We start from the raw sequence: 14,664 nt of genomic DNA on the forward strand, positions 1-14,664 counted from the left end.
ATCTCCCGCCAAACTTCACGAGATCCCGGCTCTAACAGACGCAAACCAAATGCTTCGCAGTTGGCGCCTGTAACGGCCGGGATGACGACGGTGAGCATCATAACCCAGCCGCAAAGGCGGTGGATAACTCTTCACCAAACCTCAAAAAACCGGCCAAATTCATGCTTTTTGAGGTGTTTTTCCCGCCTTGCGTGTGGCGTCTACAAGCCGGAAAGCGGCCCGGTCAGGCTGATCGCCGGGAGTTTATCAAAGGCGCAGTCATGGACGCCGTCTTCCGCCACTTGCGGGCTCTTATTGTCGTTGGGTCCGTCCACATTGAGGACCTTCGCTTCGCCATTCTGGACGCAGAGAACATCGCTCGCGCCGGTGAGCGCCGGGTCCACATAACCGTCCCACAACACATCGGGGATGCGGCCAAGGGGGCCCGCGACCGCGATTTTCAGCGCCTGCAATTTAAGGCCGTCCGGGTTGTCGCCGCCGCCGTCAAAGCTGTTGCCATAAACATAGACCCCCTGCGGATAGGGGTCGAAGTCGCTTTGCATGCCGTCTTCGGAAAAACCGGACGAATAAAAGCTGGAGACAATGACATTCGCCGTCTTGTTGTCGCGAATATCGTTGTCGAAGATTTCCACCTCATCGTTTGAATTGATGACAACGCCGGAACCGGCGGGCACAGAGGCGACCGGCGTTCCTTCGAGACCGAAATTCTTCGTGTTGTTCTCGTATATCTCGTTATTGAAGACGCGAGTGCGCGCGCCCGGCTGTTTCAGGTTCGGCATGTTGAAGACGAGAATGCCGCCGGTATTGTTGGTCGCGACATTGCCATAGACATCGGCGTCGAAAGTGTTCTCGATCTCGATGCCGGCGACATTGTATTCGGCGCGATTGTTGCGGATGACGACATTTTGCGACTGGCCGATGTAAAGCCCGGCGTCGGAGGCGCCGATGGCGACGCTCTCTTCCATCAACAGGTTTTTCACCTGCACCGGGTAAATGCCATAGGCGCCGTTTTCGGTTTTCGGCTTGCCGGTCCATTCCGTGCGCACCCGGCGAATAATGACATTTTCCGCTTCCGAGATTTTGAGGGCGTCGCCTTTTGTGTCTTCGATGGCGAGGTCTTCAATCGTGAAATCATTTGCTGTCACGAAAAGCCCTTCGGCGCCGGCGATCTGTCCGGCGAAACTGAGGACGGATTTATCCATCCCGGCGCCTTTAATGGTGACGCCGTCCACGGTGAGGCTCAACGAACGGTCAAAGGCGAAACGGCCTTCGGGAATTTCGATCGTGTCTCCGGGCTGCGCATCGAGAAGCTGGCTCATCAGGGTTTCTTGATAGGAGGCGTCCGCCGGCGCCGCCGCTTCGTCTTTTTGTCCGCATGCGGTTACGAGCAATAATGCTGCACACGCGAAGGCCTGGCTTTTCATGTTGTTCCCCTTGGTCCCGTTGCGCATGTTCCTGCGCATCTGCCTTGATTTCGGGCGCGCGCCCTTTCAGCATCCGATGATGCCGGAATCGGGGCGGGAATAAAAGGAAGCTTTGCATGTCTTTAACGCGGCGACATCTGATGCAGTCGGGCGGCCTTGGCGCCATGCTCTTAACGGCGGCCGGCGCCTGTTCGCGGTCCGATCAGAAACAGGCGGACAATCTCGCCGATCTTGACGCCGCAGAAACGGCGGCGCGCATCAAGTCCGGCGAGATTTCCGCGGGTGAGGCGGTTGGCGCGGCGATTGACCGGGCGGAACGGATCAACAAAGAGATCAACGCCATCGCGACGCAGACCTTCGACACGGCGCGCGAAGACGCTGCTGATGTTGAAGGCGTCATGGCCGGCGTGCCGACCTTCATCAAGGATCTTTATGACGTCACCGGCGTTCCTTCCGGCTTCGGCAGCCGCGCCTTTCCGGGCTATGTGGGCGGCGAGCAACTGCCTTTTGTCACGGAGTTTATAAATCTCGGCGTCGTCAGTCTCGGCAAATCGACTTCGCCGGAATTCGGCCTTACGGCGACGACGGAATCGATCGCCACCGGGGCTACGCGCAATCCCTGGAATCTCGATTATTCAACCGGCGGATCGTCGGGCGGCGCGGCGGCGCTTGTGGCGAGCGGGGTGGTTCCGATTGCGCATGCAACCGATGGCGGCGGGTCGATTCGCATTCCCGCCTCCTGTTGCGGCACGGTGGGCTTGAAGGTCTCAAGAGGGCGCACGCCGCGGGGCGAGCCGTCCGACATGCCGTTGTCGCTGTCGACCCATGGCGTTGAAAGCCGCACCATGCGCGATACGGCGGCGGTTTCGGCGGCGATGGCGCGGCCATCGGCGGAAAGCGGATTGCCCCCGCTGGAGCTTGTGACGGCGCCGCTCAAAGAGCGTTTGCGGATCGCCGTCGTCATGGATGGGCCCGGCGGCGGCTATTCCGCCGACCCCGCCGTGAAAGAGGCGACGGAAAGCGTCGCGGCGCTGTGCGCCGATCTCGGCCATCATGTTGAAGAGGCCGTCTTTCCGGTGGATGAGGGCTTTTCCGCCGATTTCAGCCTCTATTGGGCGGCGATTGCAGACCAGGTGATGACAAGCTGGGAACAGGCGACAGGCATGCCGCGCAACGGGCTCGCTTTCGAACCGTTCACGCTTGGCCTTGCTGAAGTCTTTCAGGCCAATCAGGCCGGGTTTCAAGACGCGCTTGCGCGCCTCTTTGCCATTGAAAACGTCATGGCGGAGTTTCACCAAAATTATGACGTCATCCTGTCGCCTGTCCTGTGCACACCGCCGCCGGAAATCGGCTATATGGACGGCGCGCTTGATTATGAAACCTTGATCGGGCGGCTCACCGACTACGTTCAGTACACGCCGCTTTACAATGTCTCCGGCGCGCCGGCGATCTCCCTGCCGCTCTCCATGTCGCCGGAGGGGCTTCCCATCGGCGCCATGTTCGGCGCCGCCATGGGACGTGAGGACCTGCTGATCGGTCTCGGGTTCGAGATGGAGGAGGCGCGGCCCTGGGCCGGGCGCAAGCCAGCGGTGTTCGGTTAGGAAACGGCCTCGACCAGTCCCTTGAAGAATGTTGCGCCGTCCATGCCGCCGAGCAGCGGCGAGATCACCCGTTCCGGATGGGGCATCATGCCGAGGACATTGCCCGCGTCATTGATAAGCCCGGCGATATCGCGGGCTGACCCGTTGGGGTTTTCCACATAGCGGAACGCGACGCGGCCTTCGCCTTCGATCCGGTCGAGCGTTTCTTCATCGGCAACATAATTGCCGTCATGATGGGCGACCGGGAAGGTGACATAGCTTCCTTTTTCGAAACCGCGGGTGAAGATCGACTGGTTGTTTTCGACCCGCAGAGAGACGTCGCGGCAAACGAAATCGAGCCCGGCGTTGCGCATGAGAACGCCCGGCAGCAGTCCGGTCTCGCACAGAACCTGAAACCCGTTGCAAACGCCGATGACCGGCACGCCCGCTTTCGCTTTCTCGATGACGGAGCGCATGATTGGTGATTTGGCCGCCATGGCGCCGGCGCGCAGATAGTCGCCGTAAGAAAAGCCGCCGGGAAGGGCGATGAGGTCGACCTCCGGCGCGTCCGTGTCGCCATGCCAGACCATGGCCGGTTTCTTGCCCGTCGCCTGTTCCAGCGCGACCGCTATGTCGCGATCGCAATTCGACGCCGGGAAGACAATGACTGCGGTTTTCATGACTGCCTCATGAGAGATTGGTTCTGTTCCTGAAGGCCCCGATCAGATTGTCCGAGTCGGTCACCCAGCCGAAGACGTTTTCGAAGTTCCATATGGTCGCATCGCGCACAAAATCGGGGCCGGCGTGGTTCATGGCGTCCTCCACCATGATGGGCCAGTATTCCTCGAAATAGGCGTCGCGCGCCGTGCTTTCCACACAGACATTTGTGGCGATTCCCGTGAAGAAAAGATAGCGGATATTGCGGGCGCGCAGATCATTGTCGAGGGTCGTGCCCGCAAAGCCGCTATAGCGTGATTTCCGGATCACAAGATCGCCCGGCTGCGGTTTGAGGGCGTCAACGATTTCCCAGTCCCATGTCCCGTGGATGAGCAGCTTGCCGTCGAGCTCCGGCCGCTCGCGCATGGTGCGCAAGGAAAGCTCCTTGTGATAGTTCGGCGATAACGGCCCGCCGGCGTCACTGAGATCGGGTTTGTAACCGACCTGAAGATAAACGATCTTGACGCCGGCCTCGCGCGCGGCGGCGATGATCTTTTTGTTGATGTCGACGACCGCCGCGGCCGCCGAAATATCGTGACCGGCGAGATCGAGCATGCCCCCTTTGGAGGCGAATGCATTCTGCATGTCGACGACGACGAGCGCGGATTGATCGAGCGCGACGTCAACCGGATCAGGACGGGCGGCGAGCGTGATCATGACGGCGCCTGGCCGTCTGGTTCGGCGCCGCCTTGTTTGCATGCGATCAGCACATGTTGTCCAAGCGGGCTTTCCGTAATGGCGCGCTCCACGCTAAAGCCCGCTTCCTGCATCCACGCCTCAAGCTCCTCGCGCGGCTGGCGGACGCGCAAGACGTCCCGGCCCAGGATGCGCGCGAGATATTGCACCGGCTTCGGCGGAAACAGTTTTGCGTGTTTGGGATCGCCGGCGTCGAAATAGGAGGCGACGATATGGCCCCCCGGTTTCAGGACGCGCGCAGCTTCGCCCAGATAGGTTTTGATTTCGTCAGGCTTCAGATGGGTGAACACCGACATGAAGACGATCATGTCGCCGGTTGCATCATCGACGGGCAAGGCCAGCGACGAAATCGTTTCAAAACGCCAGTCGGACCTGTCGCAAACTTTCTTTGCGTGCGCCACAAGGTCGGGGAGGATGTCAAAGCCGGAATAGGCGACGCGCTCATCGTCGCGCAAGGCGGCGGCAAGCCGGCCCGACCCGCAGCCGACATCAATGACATGGAACGGGCCATCGGGCGCAAGATCGGAAATGATCGCCGCCTGGGCTTTTCCGGCGGCTTTGTAATAGCCGCCCACGGCGCGTTCGAGAGCTTCGGTTTCGCTGGCGCTGGTCTTGCGAAGATTGCGCAGGAGCCGTTGGTATTCGCGTATGTAATGTGGTTGTGCGAACACGTCCCCGTCCGAAGGCTACGCCAGAATTTCAATCGAATAGTTTTCCATCACCGGATTGGCGAGCAGCTTTTTGCACATTTCTTCGGCTGTCGCGCGCGCCGCCGCCTCGTCGGTTTCGGTGAGTTTCATCTCAATCACCTTGCCCTGGCGCACGCCTTGGGCGCCGTCAAAGCCGAGCCCGGCGAGGGCGCTTTCAATCGCGGCGCCTTGCGGATCGAGAACGCCGTTTTTCAAGGTGATAGTGATTTTCGCTTTCATGAGCTGTGCCCGCTTTTCGCCTGTCAGGGGCTGATACACCGGGCCGTCAGGCGGCGCAATGTGGGGCGGGCGTCATGCTGGCGCTATGAAGGCGGCCATGAAGGCTGATTGTCAGTTGAGAAGGCCGGTCCCTTCGCCGGCGTAAGTCTCAAGCTGGCGGTAGGCGGCGGCGGCCTGATCGGCGTTAAATTGGGCGATCGCCTGGTCGCGGGCTTTTTGCATGGATTCTTCAAGGCGCGTGGCCTTGAGTTCCGCCTCGGCGCGGATGATCTGTGTGTGGGCGCGCTGGGCGATTTCACGCGACTCTGCGGTGGGGGGAGACGGATAAAGCGCATCCGCCCGGATCTGCTCCAGCTTTTTGATGTCCTCGGGGCGCACTTCCCGGCTTGCTGGCACCTCCGCATCGCTGACGTCGATATCCTCGGCCGCCTCGGCCTGAGCCGATTTTTCATCGGATTTTTTGCCGGCTTCGATGCGCTGAAGCTCAGCTTCGGCGTTACGCAGCGCGGCTTCGTTTTTCTGTACGGCGACCCGCTGATTTTCGGTATTGCGGTCTGCGGCGGCGCCGCGTTCTTCGGCGGCGCGCTGATTTTGAAGCTGGCGGTCATCCGCGCGATCGGCGACGCGGCGCTCCGCCTCTTGCCGGTCTGTGGACGTCGCCTGCGCAGCTTCCTGCTTGCGGGCGTCAGCGTTGCGTAAGGAGCTGCCCGAAAGGGCGTCGTCCTCCCGGCTGGGCGCGCTCGCGGGCTGCCGGCCCGGCGCTGTCGCGCGCAGAGCCGACACTGGCGTTGAGCCAGTTCGTCCGGAGCCGTATGTGTAAACCGCGTATGGCATAACCTTGTAACGCTATCAGAACACAGATTGCTGGCGGCTTAGGAAAACCGTTTGCATTGTATCTAATGCGGTAAGGCTTTGTTCACCATGCTTACCAAGGTCTTGAACGGTCCCGGCCGTTCAAACCCGCACAGTTCCTTGAGGCTGGATAGACGAGCGCCTTCTGGCGCGTTGCGGGACCATGCCCGGTGAATCTTAGCGCCAGCTTAATTTTCGTTTATTTCTCGTTGTCGCTGACCAGAACGGGGCCGCTCTGACCGGAGCTTTCCGCCTCGCGCAGGACGCCGAGGCGCCGGGCGACTTCGCGATAAGCGTCGGTGACGTCGCCAAGATCCTGGCGGAAACGGTCCTTGTCCATGATATGCCCGGTTTCCATGTCCCACAAACGGCACGAGTCCGGGCTGATCTCGTCGGCGACAATGAGGCGCATCATATCGCCTTCATACTGGCGGCCGAATTCGATCTTGAAATCGACGAGCTTGATGCCGACCCCGGCGAAGAGCCCGGACAGGAAGTCGTTCACCCTGAGCGCCAGGGCCATCATGTCGTCGATTTCCTGGGGGTTGGCCCAGTTGAAGGCGGTGATGTGTTCTTCGGAAACCAGCGGGTCGCCGAGATCGTCATTCTTGAAATAGAATTCGATCACCGAGCGGGGCAGGGCGACGCCGTCCTCAATCCCGAGGCGCTTGGAAATCGAGCCGGCGGCGTAATTGCGGACGACGACTTCCAGCGGCACAATCTCCACATGGCGGACCAGCTGCTCGCGCATATTGAGGCGCTTGATGAAATGGGTGGGAACGCCGATGCGCTCCAGCCCCATCATGATGAATTCGGAAATGCGGTTATTGAGGACGCCCTTGCCCTCCAGCACCGCTTTTTTCTGGTTATTGAACGCCGTTGCGTCATCCTTGAAATACTGGATGATCGTGCCTGGCTCCGGGCCCTCGAACAGGATTTTCGCCTTGCCTTCGTAGATCTGCTTGCGGCGGGCCATTTCCGTAATCCTTTCAGTGCCTTGCGCGCCATGTTTCCGGCGCGGCAATAGCGGCTCGGGGCGGGTCCAGCCGACTCAAGAGGCTGGCCTTCCCGCTTCGCTAGCACGGCTGGCGCGGTGGGAGAAGCGGGGGTTTACGCTCCTTGTCCTTTGAATGATAGTCCTCAGCCCTTACATTGGGGCTACATTTTCCACAGGCGCGTTGCGTCATTTTAGGAAGGCGCGTTGCGCCGGGCCCCGGTCGCCTATAAAGACGCGGTCACCGGCCAGCCCGCCGACCTGATTTTGCTGACGATCTGGAGTTTTGCCCCGATGACGACCTTCGACGACCGCAAGGACAAATTCGAAAACAAATTCGCCCATGACGCGGAGCTTCGCTTCAAGGCTGAGGCCCGGCGCAACAAGCTGCTGGGGCTCTGGGCCGCTGAGCTGATGGGCAAGACCGGAGACGAGGCCGACGCGTACGCAAAGGAAGTCATCAAGGCTGATTTTGAAGAAGCCGGCGATGAAGACGTTTTCCGCAAGCTGCGCGCCGATTTCGACGCTGCGGGCGTCAACCAGTCCGATCATCAGATCCGCCGCCATATGGAGGAGATGATGACCGAAGCTGTGAAACAACTTCAAAACGGCGAATAAGCCTGACATAGCGGTGGTGTGACATGATGGAAGCAGCGCCGTTTGCACTTTTTCTCGGCGGCGCGCTTCTCCTCAATATCACGCCAGGGCCGGACATGGCCTTCACGCTCGCCTCAACGGCGCGCGGCGGCGCACGCGCAGGCATCGCCGCCGCGATCGGCGTCGGCGCCGGCGCGCTTGGCTGGACATTGGCGACGGCGGTGGGACTGGCCGCCATGCTTGCGGCGTCTGAGCATGCGCTGACACTGATCCGGATTGTCGGCGGTCTTTATCTTCTTTATCTGGCGGTTCGCACGATTGTCGAAAAGCCTGCGCCCATCGGGGCGGAGGGCCGGGCGAGCCCCTTGCAATCTTTCCGCGCCGGCGCGTTTACAAATCTTTTTAATCCAAAGGTCGGGCTTTTCTTTCTCGCTTTTCTGCCCGGTTTTGCAAATCCGGAAACAGGCGCCGTCTGGCTTCAGATCATGACGCTTGGCGCGCTTTTCAGTTTTACCGGAACCAGCGTCCTGATCCTGGTGGCTTTGGCGGCCGGGGCGTTGCGGCGCAGGCTTGTTGAATCGCCCACAGCCCAGAACCGCATGAAAGCAATTTCAGCGAGCGTTTATGGCGGTCTCGGTCTTTATCTTCTGACATCCGGCGCCAAGTAGGCGTTTTACCGGCGGCGCGTTTTGACGCTCACGGGCGCGGGCTGCAGCGCTGGCGCCAGAAGTGAATGTCCCGCCCGGCGTCCTCCGCCTTTGTCTTCATCCTCTTCATCGCGCGGGAGAAGAAAAACCGCCGTGCCCATGGCGGCGGAGCCCCAGGTGATTGTCACCACGATCAACAGCATGACGGCGGCGAGCGGGCCTGAAACCGGATCGGCGATCAGATCGCCAAGGCCGCCGACATTGAAATAGAAAAGCGCGCCCACAAAGATCCATCCGCTCACCGCGCCAAGGGCGAGATGTGAGAGCAAAAATCTGGTCAACCGCCAATCAATGCCCTTGCTGACGCCTTTCCGGTGGGGTGTCTTCATCATGCGCAACGCCTCCACGCTATGAACTAATGCCGGCGAGGGCGCTGTGCATTGCGGCATGACGCCGCCCGCATAGCGCCGGCAACTGCTAAAGCGCCTTCGTTTCCATCCCAACTGGGATAAGCTGCCGCGCAAGAGATCAAGAGGAGACGGTTCATGGGACGGGTCAGCGGTAAAAAGGCGTTTATCACGGGCGGTGCGCAGGGGCTCGGCGCCTGTTTTGCGCGCATGCTCGCCGACGAAGGCGCGAAAGTTTTCATCACTGATGTGAATAGCGAGGGGGCTGAGGCGACCGCCGCCAAGATCAACGAAAAACATCCGGGCGCCGCGGCTGCGGCCCGCCATGACGTAACCAGCCGCGACGAATGGAAATCCGCGCTTAAAGCCGCCGCCGGCGCCATGGGCGGCGTCGACACGCTTATCAATAACGCCGGCATCGGCACGTTCGGCAATATTGAAACCGCAACAGACGAAGATTGGCGCCGGACGCAGGCGATTGACGTCGATTCGATTTTCATGGGCACGCAAGAGGCGATGCCTTATCTGAAAGACTCCCAGCCGGGTTCTATCATCAATATCTCGTCCGTCGCCGGCATGATCGCCGACGGCAACATGCTCGCCTACAACACGGCGAAAGCGGCGGTGTGGATGATGTCGAAATCGATTGCGCTTCATTGCGCAAGGTCGGGTTATGACATTCGCAGCAATTCCGTACACCCCGTGTTCACCAGAACGCCGATCATCGATCCGCTGATCGCCATGGGCGGCGGCGGCGATGAGGGCGAGAAGCGCCTGGTGCAACAGATCCCCTGGCAGCGTCTCGCAGAGCCGGAGGATGTGGGATATTGCGTCCTTTATCTCGCCTCTGACGAGTCGCGCTATATCACGGCTTCCGAGTTCAAGATTGACGGCGGCATCACGGCGCAATAACGCCGCAAACATTGCGGGGGATCGGCAAGCGCCCTATATATCAGGGGCTTGCGCCCCATATTGCTTCGCGCGCCCACGCTAAAGGAGACCGCATGTCCGGCATTCTCATTCTCATTGGCCTTATCGTCGTTCTCGCCGTCTTCATTATCGGCATCTATAACCGCATCGTCGCGCTTTCTCAGCGCACGGAGCAGGCTTTCGCCGATGTCGACGTGCAGTTGCGCCAGCGCCATGACCTGATCCCTAATCTCGTCGAGACGGTGAAGGGATACGCGACGCATGAAAAAGATACGCTTGATGCTGTGATCCAGGCGCGCAACGCCGCGCAAGCCGCGCATGGGCCCGCAGCGCAAGGCGCCGCGGAAGGCGTTCTTGGCGCCGCCTTGGGCAAGCTTTTCGCCCTCGCAGAAGCCTATCCGGACCTGAAAGCCAACACCAACTTCATGGAGTTGCAGCGCGAGCTTTCCGACGTTGAAAACAAGATCGCCGCCGCACGCCGCTTCTTCAACAACGCGGTTCAGGAATACAACACGGCGATCCAGCAGATTCCGGGCAATCTCGTGGCGCCCATGGGCGGGTTCGGATCCAAGGAATATTTCGAAATCCCCGAAGGAAGCCGCGGCCAGATCGAGGCGGCGCCGGAAGTGAAATTCTAGAGCGCATGGACGGGGCGCGGCGGGACTGTGCAATCCGCGCCGCGGAGCGAGGCGATGCTGACCTCATCGCCGACATCCTTGCAGAGGCGTTCGCCGGGGATCCGGTGATGAACTGGACCTTTGGCGGCGCAGGGGCGTTCCGCACGGTCTTTCGCGAGCTTGCGCGCGGCGTCTATCTGAAAGACGGTTTCGGACATCTGGCGGGCGGCAGTTCAGGAGATTGGGCGGCGACGCTGTGGCTGCCCAAAGGCGTGGAGATCAAGCTGCCCATGGCGAACGAATTGCGCATTGCCGCTGCGGCCCTGCTGCATCATGGACCGGCTTCAATCCGGCGCGCGCAGAAAACGGCGGCAGTGCTCGCCCGGCATCATCCTCACGAGCCCCATTACTATCTTTTCGCTGTGGGCGTCCGAAACAGCGCCCAGGGCAACGGGCTCGGCGGACGGCTCATTCGCGAGGGGTTAAAACGCGCGGAAAAAGACGGGGCGCCCGCCTATCTTGAAAACTCCAATCCGAAAAACACGCCGCTTTATGAACGGCTCGGCTTTGAAGTTATCGCGCCGCTGCCATTGCCTGACGGTGCGCCGCCGCTGCTCGCCATGATGCGGCCTGCGCAGCCAGGATTGGCGGGAGGCGCATCATGAGACTTCTCGGGCTCATCGGTGGTGTCAGCCCCGAAGCGACGGCGATTTATTATCGACTGTTGACCGAGGCGGCGCGCACGCGTCTGGGGCCGCTCCATTCGGCGAATGTAATGCTGTATGCGCTCGATTACGGCGTCATGGTCGAGCATTACGACAATCGCGACTGGGACGCCTTCAGCGCTGAAGTGGTGAAGGGCGCCAAACATCTTGAAGCTGCGGGCGTTGATGGGCTTGTCATCTGCTCGAACACAACGCATGTGGCCGCTGACGCCGTCGGCGCCGCCGTCGATCTTCCGCTCATTCACATGCTCGATGTGCTGGCTGGCGAATTGAAGACGAGAAAGACCCGCCGGCCATTGCTGCTCGGCACGCCTGTCGTCATGGGTGAGGCGCATTACCGCAATGAGCTCGCCAGGCGCTATGATGGCGAGGTTCTGGTTCCGGCTGAAAAAGAGCAAGCCGAAGTGGGCCGCATCATTCTCGACGAATTGGTGCTCGGCAATGTGTACGATTCTTCGCGCAAGGAATTGTTGGCGATCATCGACCGCATCAAGCCTGACGGCGTCATTCTCGGCTGTACGGAGCTTTGCATGATCCTCGGGCAGGAGCACTGCGATATTCCCGTCTTTGATACGACGGGCCTTCATGCGGCCACCGCTGCGCATTTCATTTTCGGGGAGGAGTGACGCGGTGGGCGCCTTCGGCCTGCAAACCCATATCTGGAACAACAATCTGAAATCCGTCTTCCTGCTGGCGGGGTTTCCGGTGCTCCTCCTGTTGCTGATCTATGGTCTGTCCGTCGGCTATGTCGGGCTTGTGGAGCCGATCAACAGTATCGGCGAGGGGATGGTTCTTGCCGCCGATCACATGAGCCGTCTCTGGCCGTTCGCGCTTCTCGGCGCCGGGCTCTGGTTTGTGATTGCGTTCTTTTCCTATCAGAAAATGATCGAAGCGTCTGTCGGCGCGCGCGGTCTGACGCGCAAGGAAGCGCCTGAACTTTACAATCTTCTGGAAAATCTCTGCGTCTCGCGCGGCCTCACCATGCCGAGGCTCAATATTATCGAAACCGATGCGCTCAACGCCTTCGCCAGCGGACTGACCGAGAAAAGCTACAAGGTGACGGTGACGCGCGGGTTGATCGAGACGCTCGACAAGGATGAGCTAGAGGCGGTGCTCGCCCATGAGCTCACCCACATCATGAATAAAGATGTGCGGCTGCTGATTATCGCCGTGATTTTCGTTGGTGTTTTTTCTTTCTTTGGCGAGCTTGTTTTCCGCAATATGTTTTATCGCGGCGTTCGCGTTGGCGGGCATACGCGGTCCCGAAGCGGCGATAGCCGCGGCGGCGGCGTGCTCATTCTCATCGCCATTGCGATGATCGTGATCGCCTATCTTCTGGCGCTGGTGATCCGGTTTTCCCTGTCGCAAAAACGCGAATATCTGGCGGATGCAGGCGCTGCGGAACTGACCCGCAATCCGGACGCCATGATTTCGGCGTTGAAAAAGATATCGGGACATAGCCGCATCGATGCGCCGAATGACGTTCAGCAGATGATGGTGGAGAATACGCAACCCTTTGCGGGCGTCTTCGCCACCCACCCGCCGATTGAAAAACGCATCGCCGCGCTTGTCAGCTTCGCCGGCGGCCAGCAATAAAATCGGCAATAAAAAAGGCGGGACCTCGTGGCCCCGCCTTTTTCGTTCGGATAATTTTTTGCTTAGTCGAACAGGCGATATTGCGCCCGGAGCGAGATGCGCGCATCCGGCGCTTCTTCTGTGACGCCGATGGCGCCGCTGAGATTGATGCGCAGGCGGCTGTTGACCGCGTAGGACCCGCCAAACAGGAAGGAGCCCACGGTCGTCGCCGGTGATTCTGAAAAGATAAGATTTGTTTGCGCCGGGCCAAAGACGAGCTGATCGCCGATCATGAGCGGAATCGGCGTTCTGGATTGTGGATCGAGCGCCGGCACAGGATCGCCGGCAGGGTCATAATCCGGATTCTCAGCCGTGCTTGTCGCAACCTGGAAGATCTGGTTGCGGAAGATGTTTTCAAACTCGTTGCTCGATCTCAGGAAGAAGCTCTGATCGTAGCCGAAGTTCATGGACAGGCGTTCGTTCAGCGACAGGCCGACGCCGATACTGGTGCGGATCGCGTCGCCCGGATCATATTCGAGCAATGTTGACCGCCGGGGCGCCACGTCGGAAAGAACGAAGCTGTCATTGCCGGGCGCCGGCATAACCCCTGATTCGGTATCAACAAGAACTTCGTTCGGGGATGTCGGCATATTATACTGGTAGCCGAAATTCGCGTAGAGCGAGGCGGGATCGCTCGACAGAATGAAGGTCATGCTCGGCTCGATGGTCCAGAAGCCTGAACCGGTCGCCAGATCTGTTTCAACGCCATTGTCTGTATTGCGCGCAACATCAAACGGCCCCGTGCCCGTCGGCGCTTTCACGCGCAGATTGGCGATGGCGTAAGGCCATTTCGTTCCGTTGTTGAGCTGGTAGTGGAGCCCGAAATCAATATCGCCGAGGCCGCTGCCGCTGAGATCGCGAACGGTTGTCGTGGCGTCGTCGATCGCGACGCCGGAAATGCGGTCGGTGCGCGATACGTAAGGCACGCGGGCGTCAATTTCAAAACGGCTGGTGATGCCGTATTTCACGGAAAGACTTTCGGTGACGGCGCGGCGGTCGGTGTCGGTCGCCTCGATGGCGCCGATCAGCACCGCGTCGACAATTTCAATGCCCTGGAAGAAGAACCGGTTGTCGGACGCGACGGTGTAGTCAATCGCCGGCTCCACATACATGGTGCCGCGCGGCGTCAGGATGCCGCCAATGTCAGAGAAAATCGCGAGATAAGGCCGTTCGTCCTCATCTTCGGGTCTGACGCCCACCTCCGTCGGCAAGGAGCCATCGCGTTTCGGATCGTCCTGGGGTTTCGGCTTTGTATCATTGGCCGCGACTCGCGTCGGCTGCGCGCCGCTGGAAGAGGGTGCAGATGCAGAGGCGGTTTGTGTGCGCGGCGATGACGCCGCGGCTTGCGGCGCGTTCGAGGTTTTAGGCTGCGCTTTCTGGGTCGGCGCTGCGGGTTGGGGGGTGGCGTCTGCCTGCGCAACCTGCATCGGCGCCGGCTGGCCCGGCAGCGTCAGCGTCGCGCCGGCGCGAAGCGGATAGGGCGGGCGCAGATTGTTGGCTTCGGCGATGGCGCGCACGGTCGTGTTGTTGCGGCGTGCAATAGAGCTGAGCGTATCGCCGCTTCTCACCCGATAATCTGATGTGGCGGAAGCGTATCGCGGCGCCGCGCCGTCATTCATGGCGGTGACTGTTTGGCTCAACGCATTGATCTGTTTCGCCTGCGCATCGATCAGGGCGGCCTGTCTGGCGATCAACTCTTCGGCTTCGTCAAGACGCAGGGTTTGCAGCGCCACGATGTCTTTCAGATAGACAAGGTCTTCTTCGATCGTGGGCTTCGGCATCATCGCCGTGTCGCTGCCGGCCGGCGTGTCCGTGACGGCCGGATCCTGTTCCGCATAGGCGGTGTTGGTTAACGCGGTGGCGAGAACGGCTGCGGCGCAACAGCGTAGCAGGTGCGGTTTCATGTAGGCTTCC

At 60.3% G+C, this 14,664-nt stretch carries 17 protein-coding genes; 8 read left to right on the forward strand and 9 right to left on the reverse strand.

Translation table 11 applies throughout. The features are described from left to right. Window positions 1-200 precede the first annotated feature (200 nt). Window positions 201-1,424 (reverse strand): parallel beta-helix domain-containing protein, encoded by a 1,224-nt coding sequence (locus ACFC5L_RS07965; RefSeq protein ID WP_375204283.1) that lies wholly within the window; start codon window positions 1,422-1,424, stop codon window positions 201-203. A 116-nt stretch (window positions 1,425-1,540) separates the two neighbouring features. Between ACFC5L_RS07965 and ACFC5L_RS07970 the strand changes: the two genes are divergently transcribed. Further along, the gene (locus ACFC5L_RS07970; protein ID WP_375204282.1) at window positions 1,541-3,025 is read left to right on the forward strand and encodes an amidase; all 1,485 of its coding nucleotides are present in this window, start codon (window positions 1,541-1,543) and stop codon (window positions 3,023-3,025) included. Here the strand turns inward: ACFC5L_RS07970 and purQ are convergent. The 6 genes from purQ to purC all read right to left on the reverse strand — a co-directional run bounded on the left by purQ (window position 3,022) and on the right by purC (window position 7,174). Beyond that, entirely contained in the window at window positions 3,022-3,684 is a 663-nt protein-coding gene (purQ, locus tag ACFC5L_RS07975; protein WP_375204281.1) for a phosphoribosylformylglycinamidine synthase subunit PurQ, read from the reverse strand. The two genes, ACFC5L_RS07970 and purQ, sit on opposite strands and share 4 nt — an antisense overlap. Before the next feature lie 7 nt (window positions 3,685-3,691). Continuing rightward, window positions 3,692-4,378, reverse strand: coding sequence for a cysteine hydrolase family protein (locus ACFC5L_RS07980; protein WP_375204280.1), 687 nt, complete (start codon window positions 4,376-4,378; stop codon window positions 3,692-3,694). Then, window positions 4,375-5,088 carry a class I SAM-dependent methyltransferase gene (locus ACFC5L_RS07985; RefSeq protein WP_375204279.1) on the reverse strand — a complete coding sequence of 238 codons (714 nt, stop codon included), beginning with the start codon at window positions 5,086-5,088 and terminating at the stop codon, window positions 4,375-4,377. The genes ACFC5L_RS07980 and ACFC5L_RS07985 overlap by 4 nt, the downstream gene beginning before the upstream one ends. Before the next feature lie 15 nt (window positions 5,089-5,103). Next, a complete protein-coding gene (gene purS / locus ACFC5L_RS07990) occupies window positions 5,104-5,346 on the reverse strand; it encodes a phosphoribosylformylglycinamidine synthase subunit PurS (RefSeq protein ID WP_375204278.1) in 243 nt (80 codons plus the stop codon). A 111-nt stretch (window positions 5,347-5,457) separates the two neighbouring features. Beyond that, window positions 5,458-6,180: a hypothetical protein gene (locus tag ACFC5L_RS07995; RefSeq protein WP_375210741.1), complete on the reverse strand. Its 723-nt coding sequence runs from the start codon at window positions 6,178-6,180 to the stop codon at window positions 5,458-5,460. Between the two features lie 217 nt (window positions 6,181-6,397). Continuing rightward, window positions 6,398-7,174 carry a phosphoribosylaminoimidazolesuccinocarboxamide synthase gene (gene purC / locus ACFC5L_RS08000; protein WP_375204276.1) on the reverse strand — a complete coding sequence of 259 codons (777 nt, stop codon included), beginning with the start codon at window positions 7,172-7,174 and terminating at the stop codon, window positions 6,398-6,400. Between the two features lie 312 nt (window positions 7,175-7,486). Between purC and ACFC5L_RS08005 the strand changes: the two genes are divergently transcribed. Both ACFC5L_RS08005 and ACFC5L_RS08010 read left to right on the forward strand, forming a co-directional pair. Next, on the forward strand, window positions 7,487-7,810 hold the full coding sequence (locus ACFC5L_RS08005) for a DUF1476 domain-containing protein (RefSeq protein ID WP_375204336.1): 324 nt from the start codon (window positions 7,487-7,489) through the stop codon (window positions 7,808-7,810). Window positions 7,811-7,833: 23 nt separating this feature from the next. Further along, on the forward strand, window positions 7,834-8,457 hold the full coding sequence (locus ACFC5L_RS08010) for a LysE family translocator (protein ID WP_375204275.1): 624 nt from the start codon (window positions 7,834-7,836) through the stop codon (window positions 8,455-8,457). 5 nt (window positions 8,458-8,462) lie between these two features. On the opposite strand, the gene ACFC5L_RS08015 is transcribed toward ACFC5L_RS08010, so the two are convergent. Continuing rightward, window positions 8,463-8,828 (reverse strand): hypothetical protein, encoded by a 366-nt coding sequence (locus ACFC5L_RS08015; RefSeq protein WP_375204274.1) that lies wholly within the window; start codon window positions 8,826-8,828, stop codon window positions 8,463-8,465. A gap of 153 nt (window positions 8,829-8,981) precedes the next feature. On the opposite strand from ACFC5L_RS08015, the gene ACFC5L_RS08020 reads away from it, so the two are divergent. From ACFC5L_RS08020 to ACFC5L_RS08040, 5 genes are all read left to right on the forward strand, one after another. Beyond that, window positions 8,982-9,755 (forward strand): SDR family oxidoreductase, encoded by a 774-nt coding sequence (locus tag ACFC5L_RS08020; RefSeq protein ID WP_375204273.1) that lies wholly within the window; start codon window positions 8,982-8,984, stop codon window positions 9,753-9,755. Window positions 9,756-9,847: 92 nt separating this feature from the next. Continuing rightward, window positions 9,848-10,411 carry a LemA family protein gene (locus ACFC5L_RS08025; RefSeq protein WP_375204272.1) on the forward strand — a complete coding sequence of 188 codons (564 nt, stop codon included), beginning with the start codon at window positions 9,848-9,850 and terminating at the stop codon, window positions 10,409-10,411. A gap of 5 nt (window positions 10,412-10,416) precedes the next feature. Beyond that, window positions 10,417-11,055 (forward strand): GNAT family N-acetyltransferase, encoded by a 639-nt coding sequence (locus ACFC5L_RS08030; RefSeq protein WP_375204271.1) that lies wholly within the window; start codon window positions 10,417-10,419, stop codon window positions 11,053-11,055. Next, the gene (locus ACFC5L_RS08035; RefSeq protein WP_375204270.1) at window positions 11,052-11,741 is read left to right on the forward strand and encodes an aspartate/glutamate racemase family protein; all 690 of its coding nucleotides are present in this window, start codon (window positions 11,052-11,054) and stop codon (window positions 11,739-11,741) included. Before ACFC5L_RS08030 ends, ACFC5L_RS08035 begins: the two co-directional genes overlap by 4 nt. 4 nt (window positions 11,742-11,745) lie before the next feature. After that, window positions 11,746-12,711 (forward strand): M48 family metallopeptidase, encoded by a 966-nt coding sequence (locus ACFC5L_RS08040; protein ID WP_375204269.1) that lies wholly within the window; start codon window positions 11,746-11,748, stop codon window positions 12,709-12,711. Between the two features lie 62 nt (window positions 12,712-12,773). On the opposite strand, the gene ACFC5L_RS08045 is transcribed toward ACFC5L_RS08040, so the two are convergent. After that, the gene (locus tag ACFC5L_RS08045) at window positions 12,774-14,654 is read right to left on the reverse strand and encodes a LysM peptidoglycan-binding domain-containing protein (protein ID WP_375204268.1); all 1,881 of its coding nucleotides are present in this window, start codon (window positions 14,652-14,654) and stop codon (window positions 12,774-12,776) included. Window positions 14,655-14,664: the final 10 nt, after the last annotated feature.

The organism is Hyphococcus sp., from assembly GCF_041986965.1.
Classification (GTDB): domain Bacteria; phylum Pseudomonadota; class Alphaproteobacteria; order Caulobacterales; family Parvularculaceae; genus Hyphococcus.

Coding starts and splice junctions, on each gene's coding strand:
- ACFC5L_RS07965 (WP_375204283.1), bottom strand. CDS start 1,424: ATGAAAAGCCAGGCCTTCGCGTGTGCAGCATTATTGCTCGTAACCGCA.
- ACFC5L_RS07970 (WP_375204282.1), top strand. CDS start 1,541: ATGTCTTTAACGCGGCGACATCTGATGCAGTCGGGCGGCCTTGGCGCC.
- purQ (WP_375204281.1), bottom strand. CDS start 3,684: ATGAAAACCGCAGTCATTGTCTTCCCGGCGTCGAATTGCGATCGCGAC.
- ACFC5L_RS07980 (WP_375204280.1), bottom strand. CDS start 4,378: ATGATCACGCTCGCCGCCCGTCCTGATCCGGTTGACGTCGCGCTCGAT.
- purS (WP_375204278.1), bottom strand. CDS start 5,346: ATGAAAGCGAAAATCACTATCACCTTGAAAAACGGCGTTCTCGATCCG.
- ACFC5L_RS07995 (WP_375210741.1), bottom strand. CDS start 6,180: ATGCCATACGCGGTTTACACATACGGCTCCGGACGAACTGGCTCAACG.
- purC (WP_375204276.1), bottom strand. CDS start 7,174: ATGGCCCGCCGCAAGCAGATCTACGAAGGCAAGGCGAAAATCCTGTTC.
- ACFC5L_RS08005 (WP_375204336.1), top strand. CDS start 7,487: ATGACGACCTTCGACGACCGCAAGGACAAATTCGAAAACAAATTCGCC.
- ACFC5L_RS08010 (WP_375204275.1), top strand. CDS start 7,834: ATGATGGAAGCAGCGCCGTTTGCACTTTTTCTCGGCGGCGCGCTTCTC.
- ACFC5L_RS08015 (WP_375204274.1), bottom strand. CDS start 8,828: ATGATGAAGACACCCCACCGGAAAGGCGTCAGCAAGGGCATTGATTGG.
- ACFC5L_RS08020 (WP_375204273.1), top strand. CDS start 8,982: ATGGGACGGGTCAGCGGTAAAAAGGCGTTTATCACGGGCGGTGCGCAG.
- ACFC5L_RS08025 (WP_375204272.1), top strand. CDS start 9,848: ATGTCCGGCATTCTCATTCTCATTGGCCTTATCGTCGTTCTCGCCGTC.
- ACFC5L_RS08030 (WP_375204271.1), top strand. CDS start 10,417: ATGGACGGGGCGCGGCGGGACTGTGCAATCCGCGCCGCGGAGCGAGGC.
- ACFC5L_RS08035 (WP_375204270.1), top strand. CDS start 11,052: ATGAGACTTCTCGGGCTCATCGGTGGTGTCAGCCCCGAAGCGACGGCG.
- ACFC5L_RS08045 (WP_375204268.1), bottom strand. CDS start 14,654: ATGAAACCGCACCTGCTACGCTGTTGCGCCGCAGCCGTTCTCGCCACC.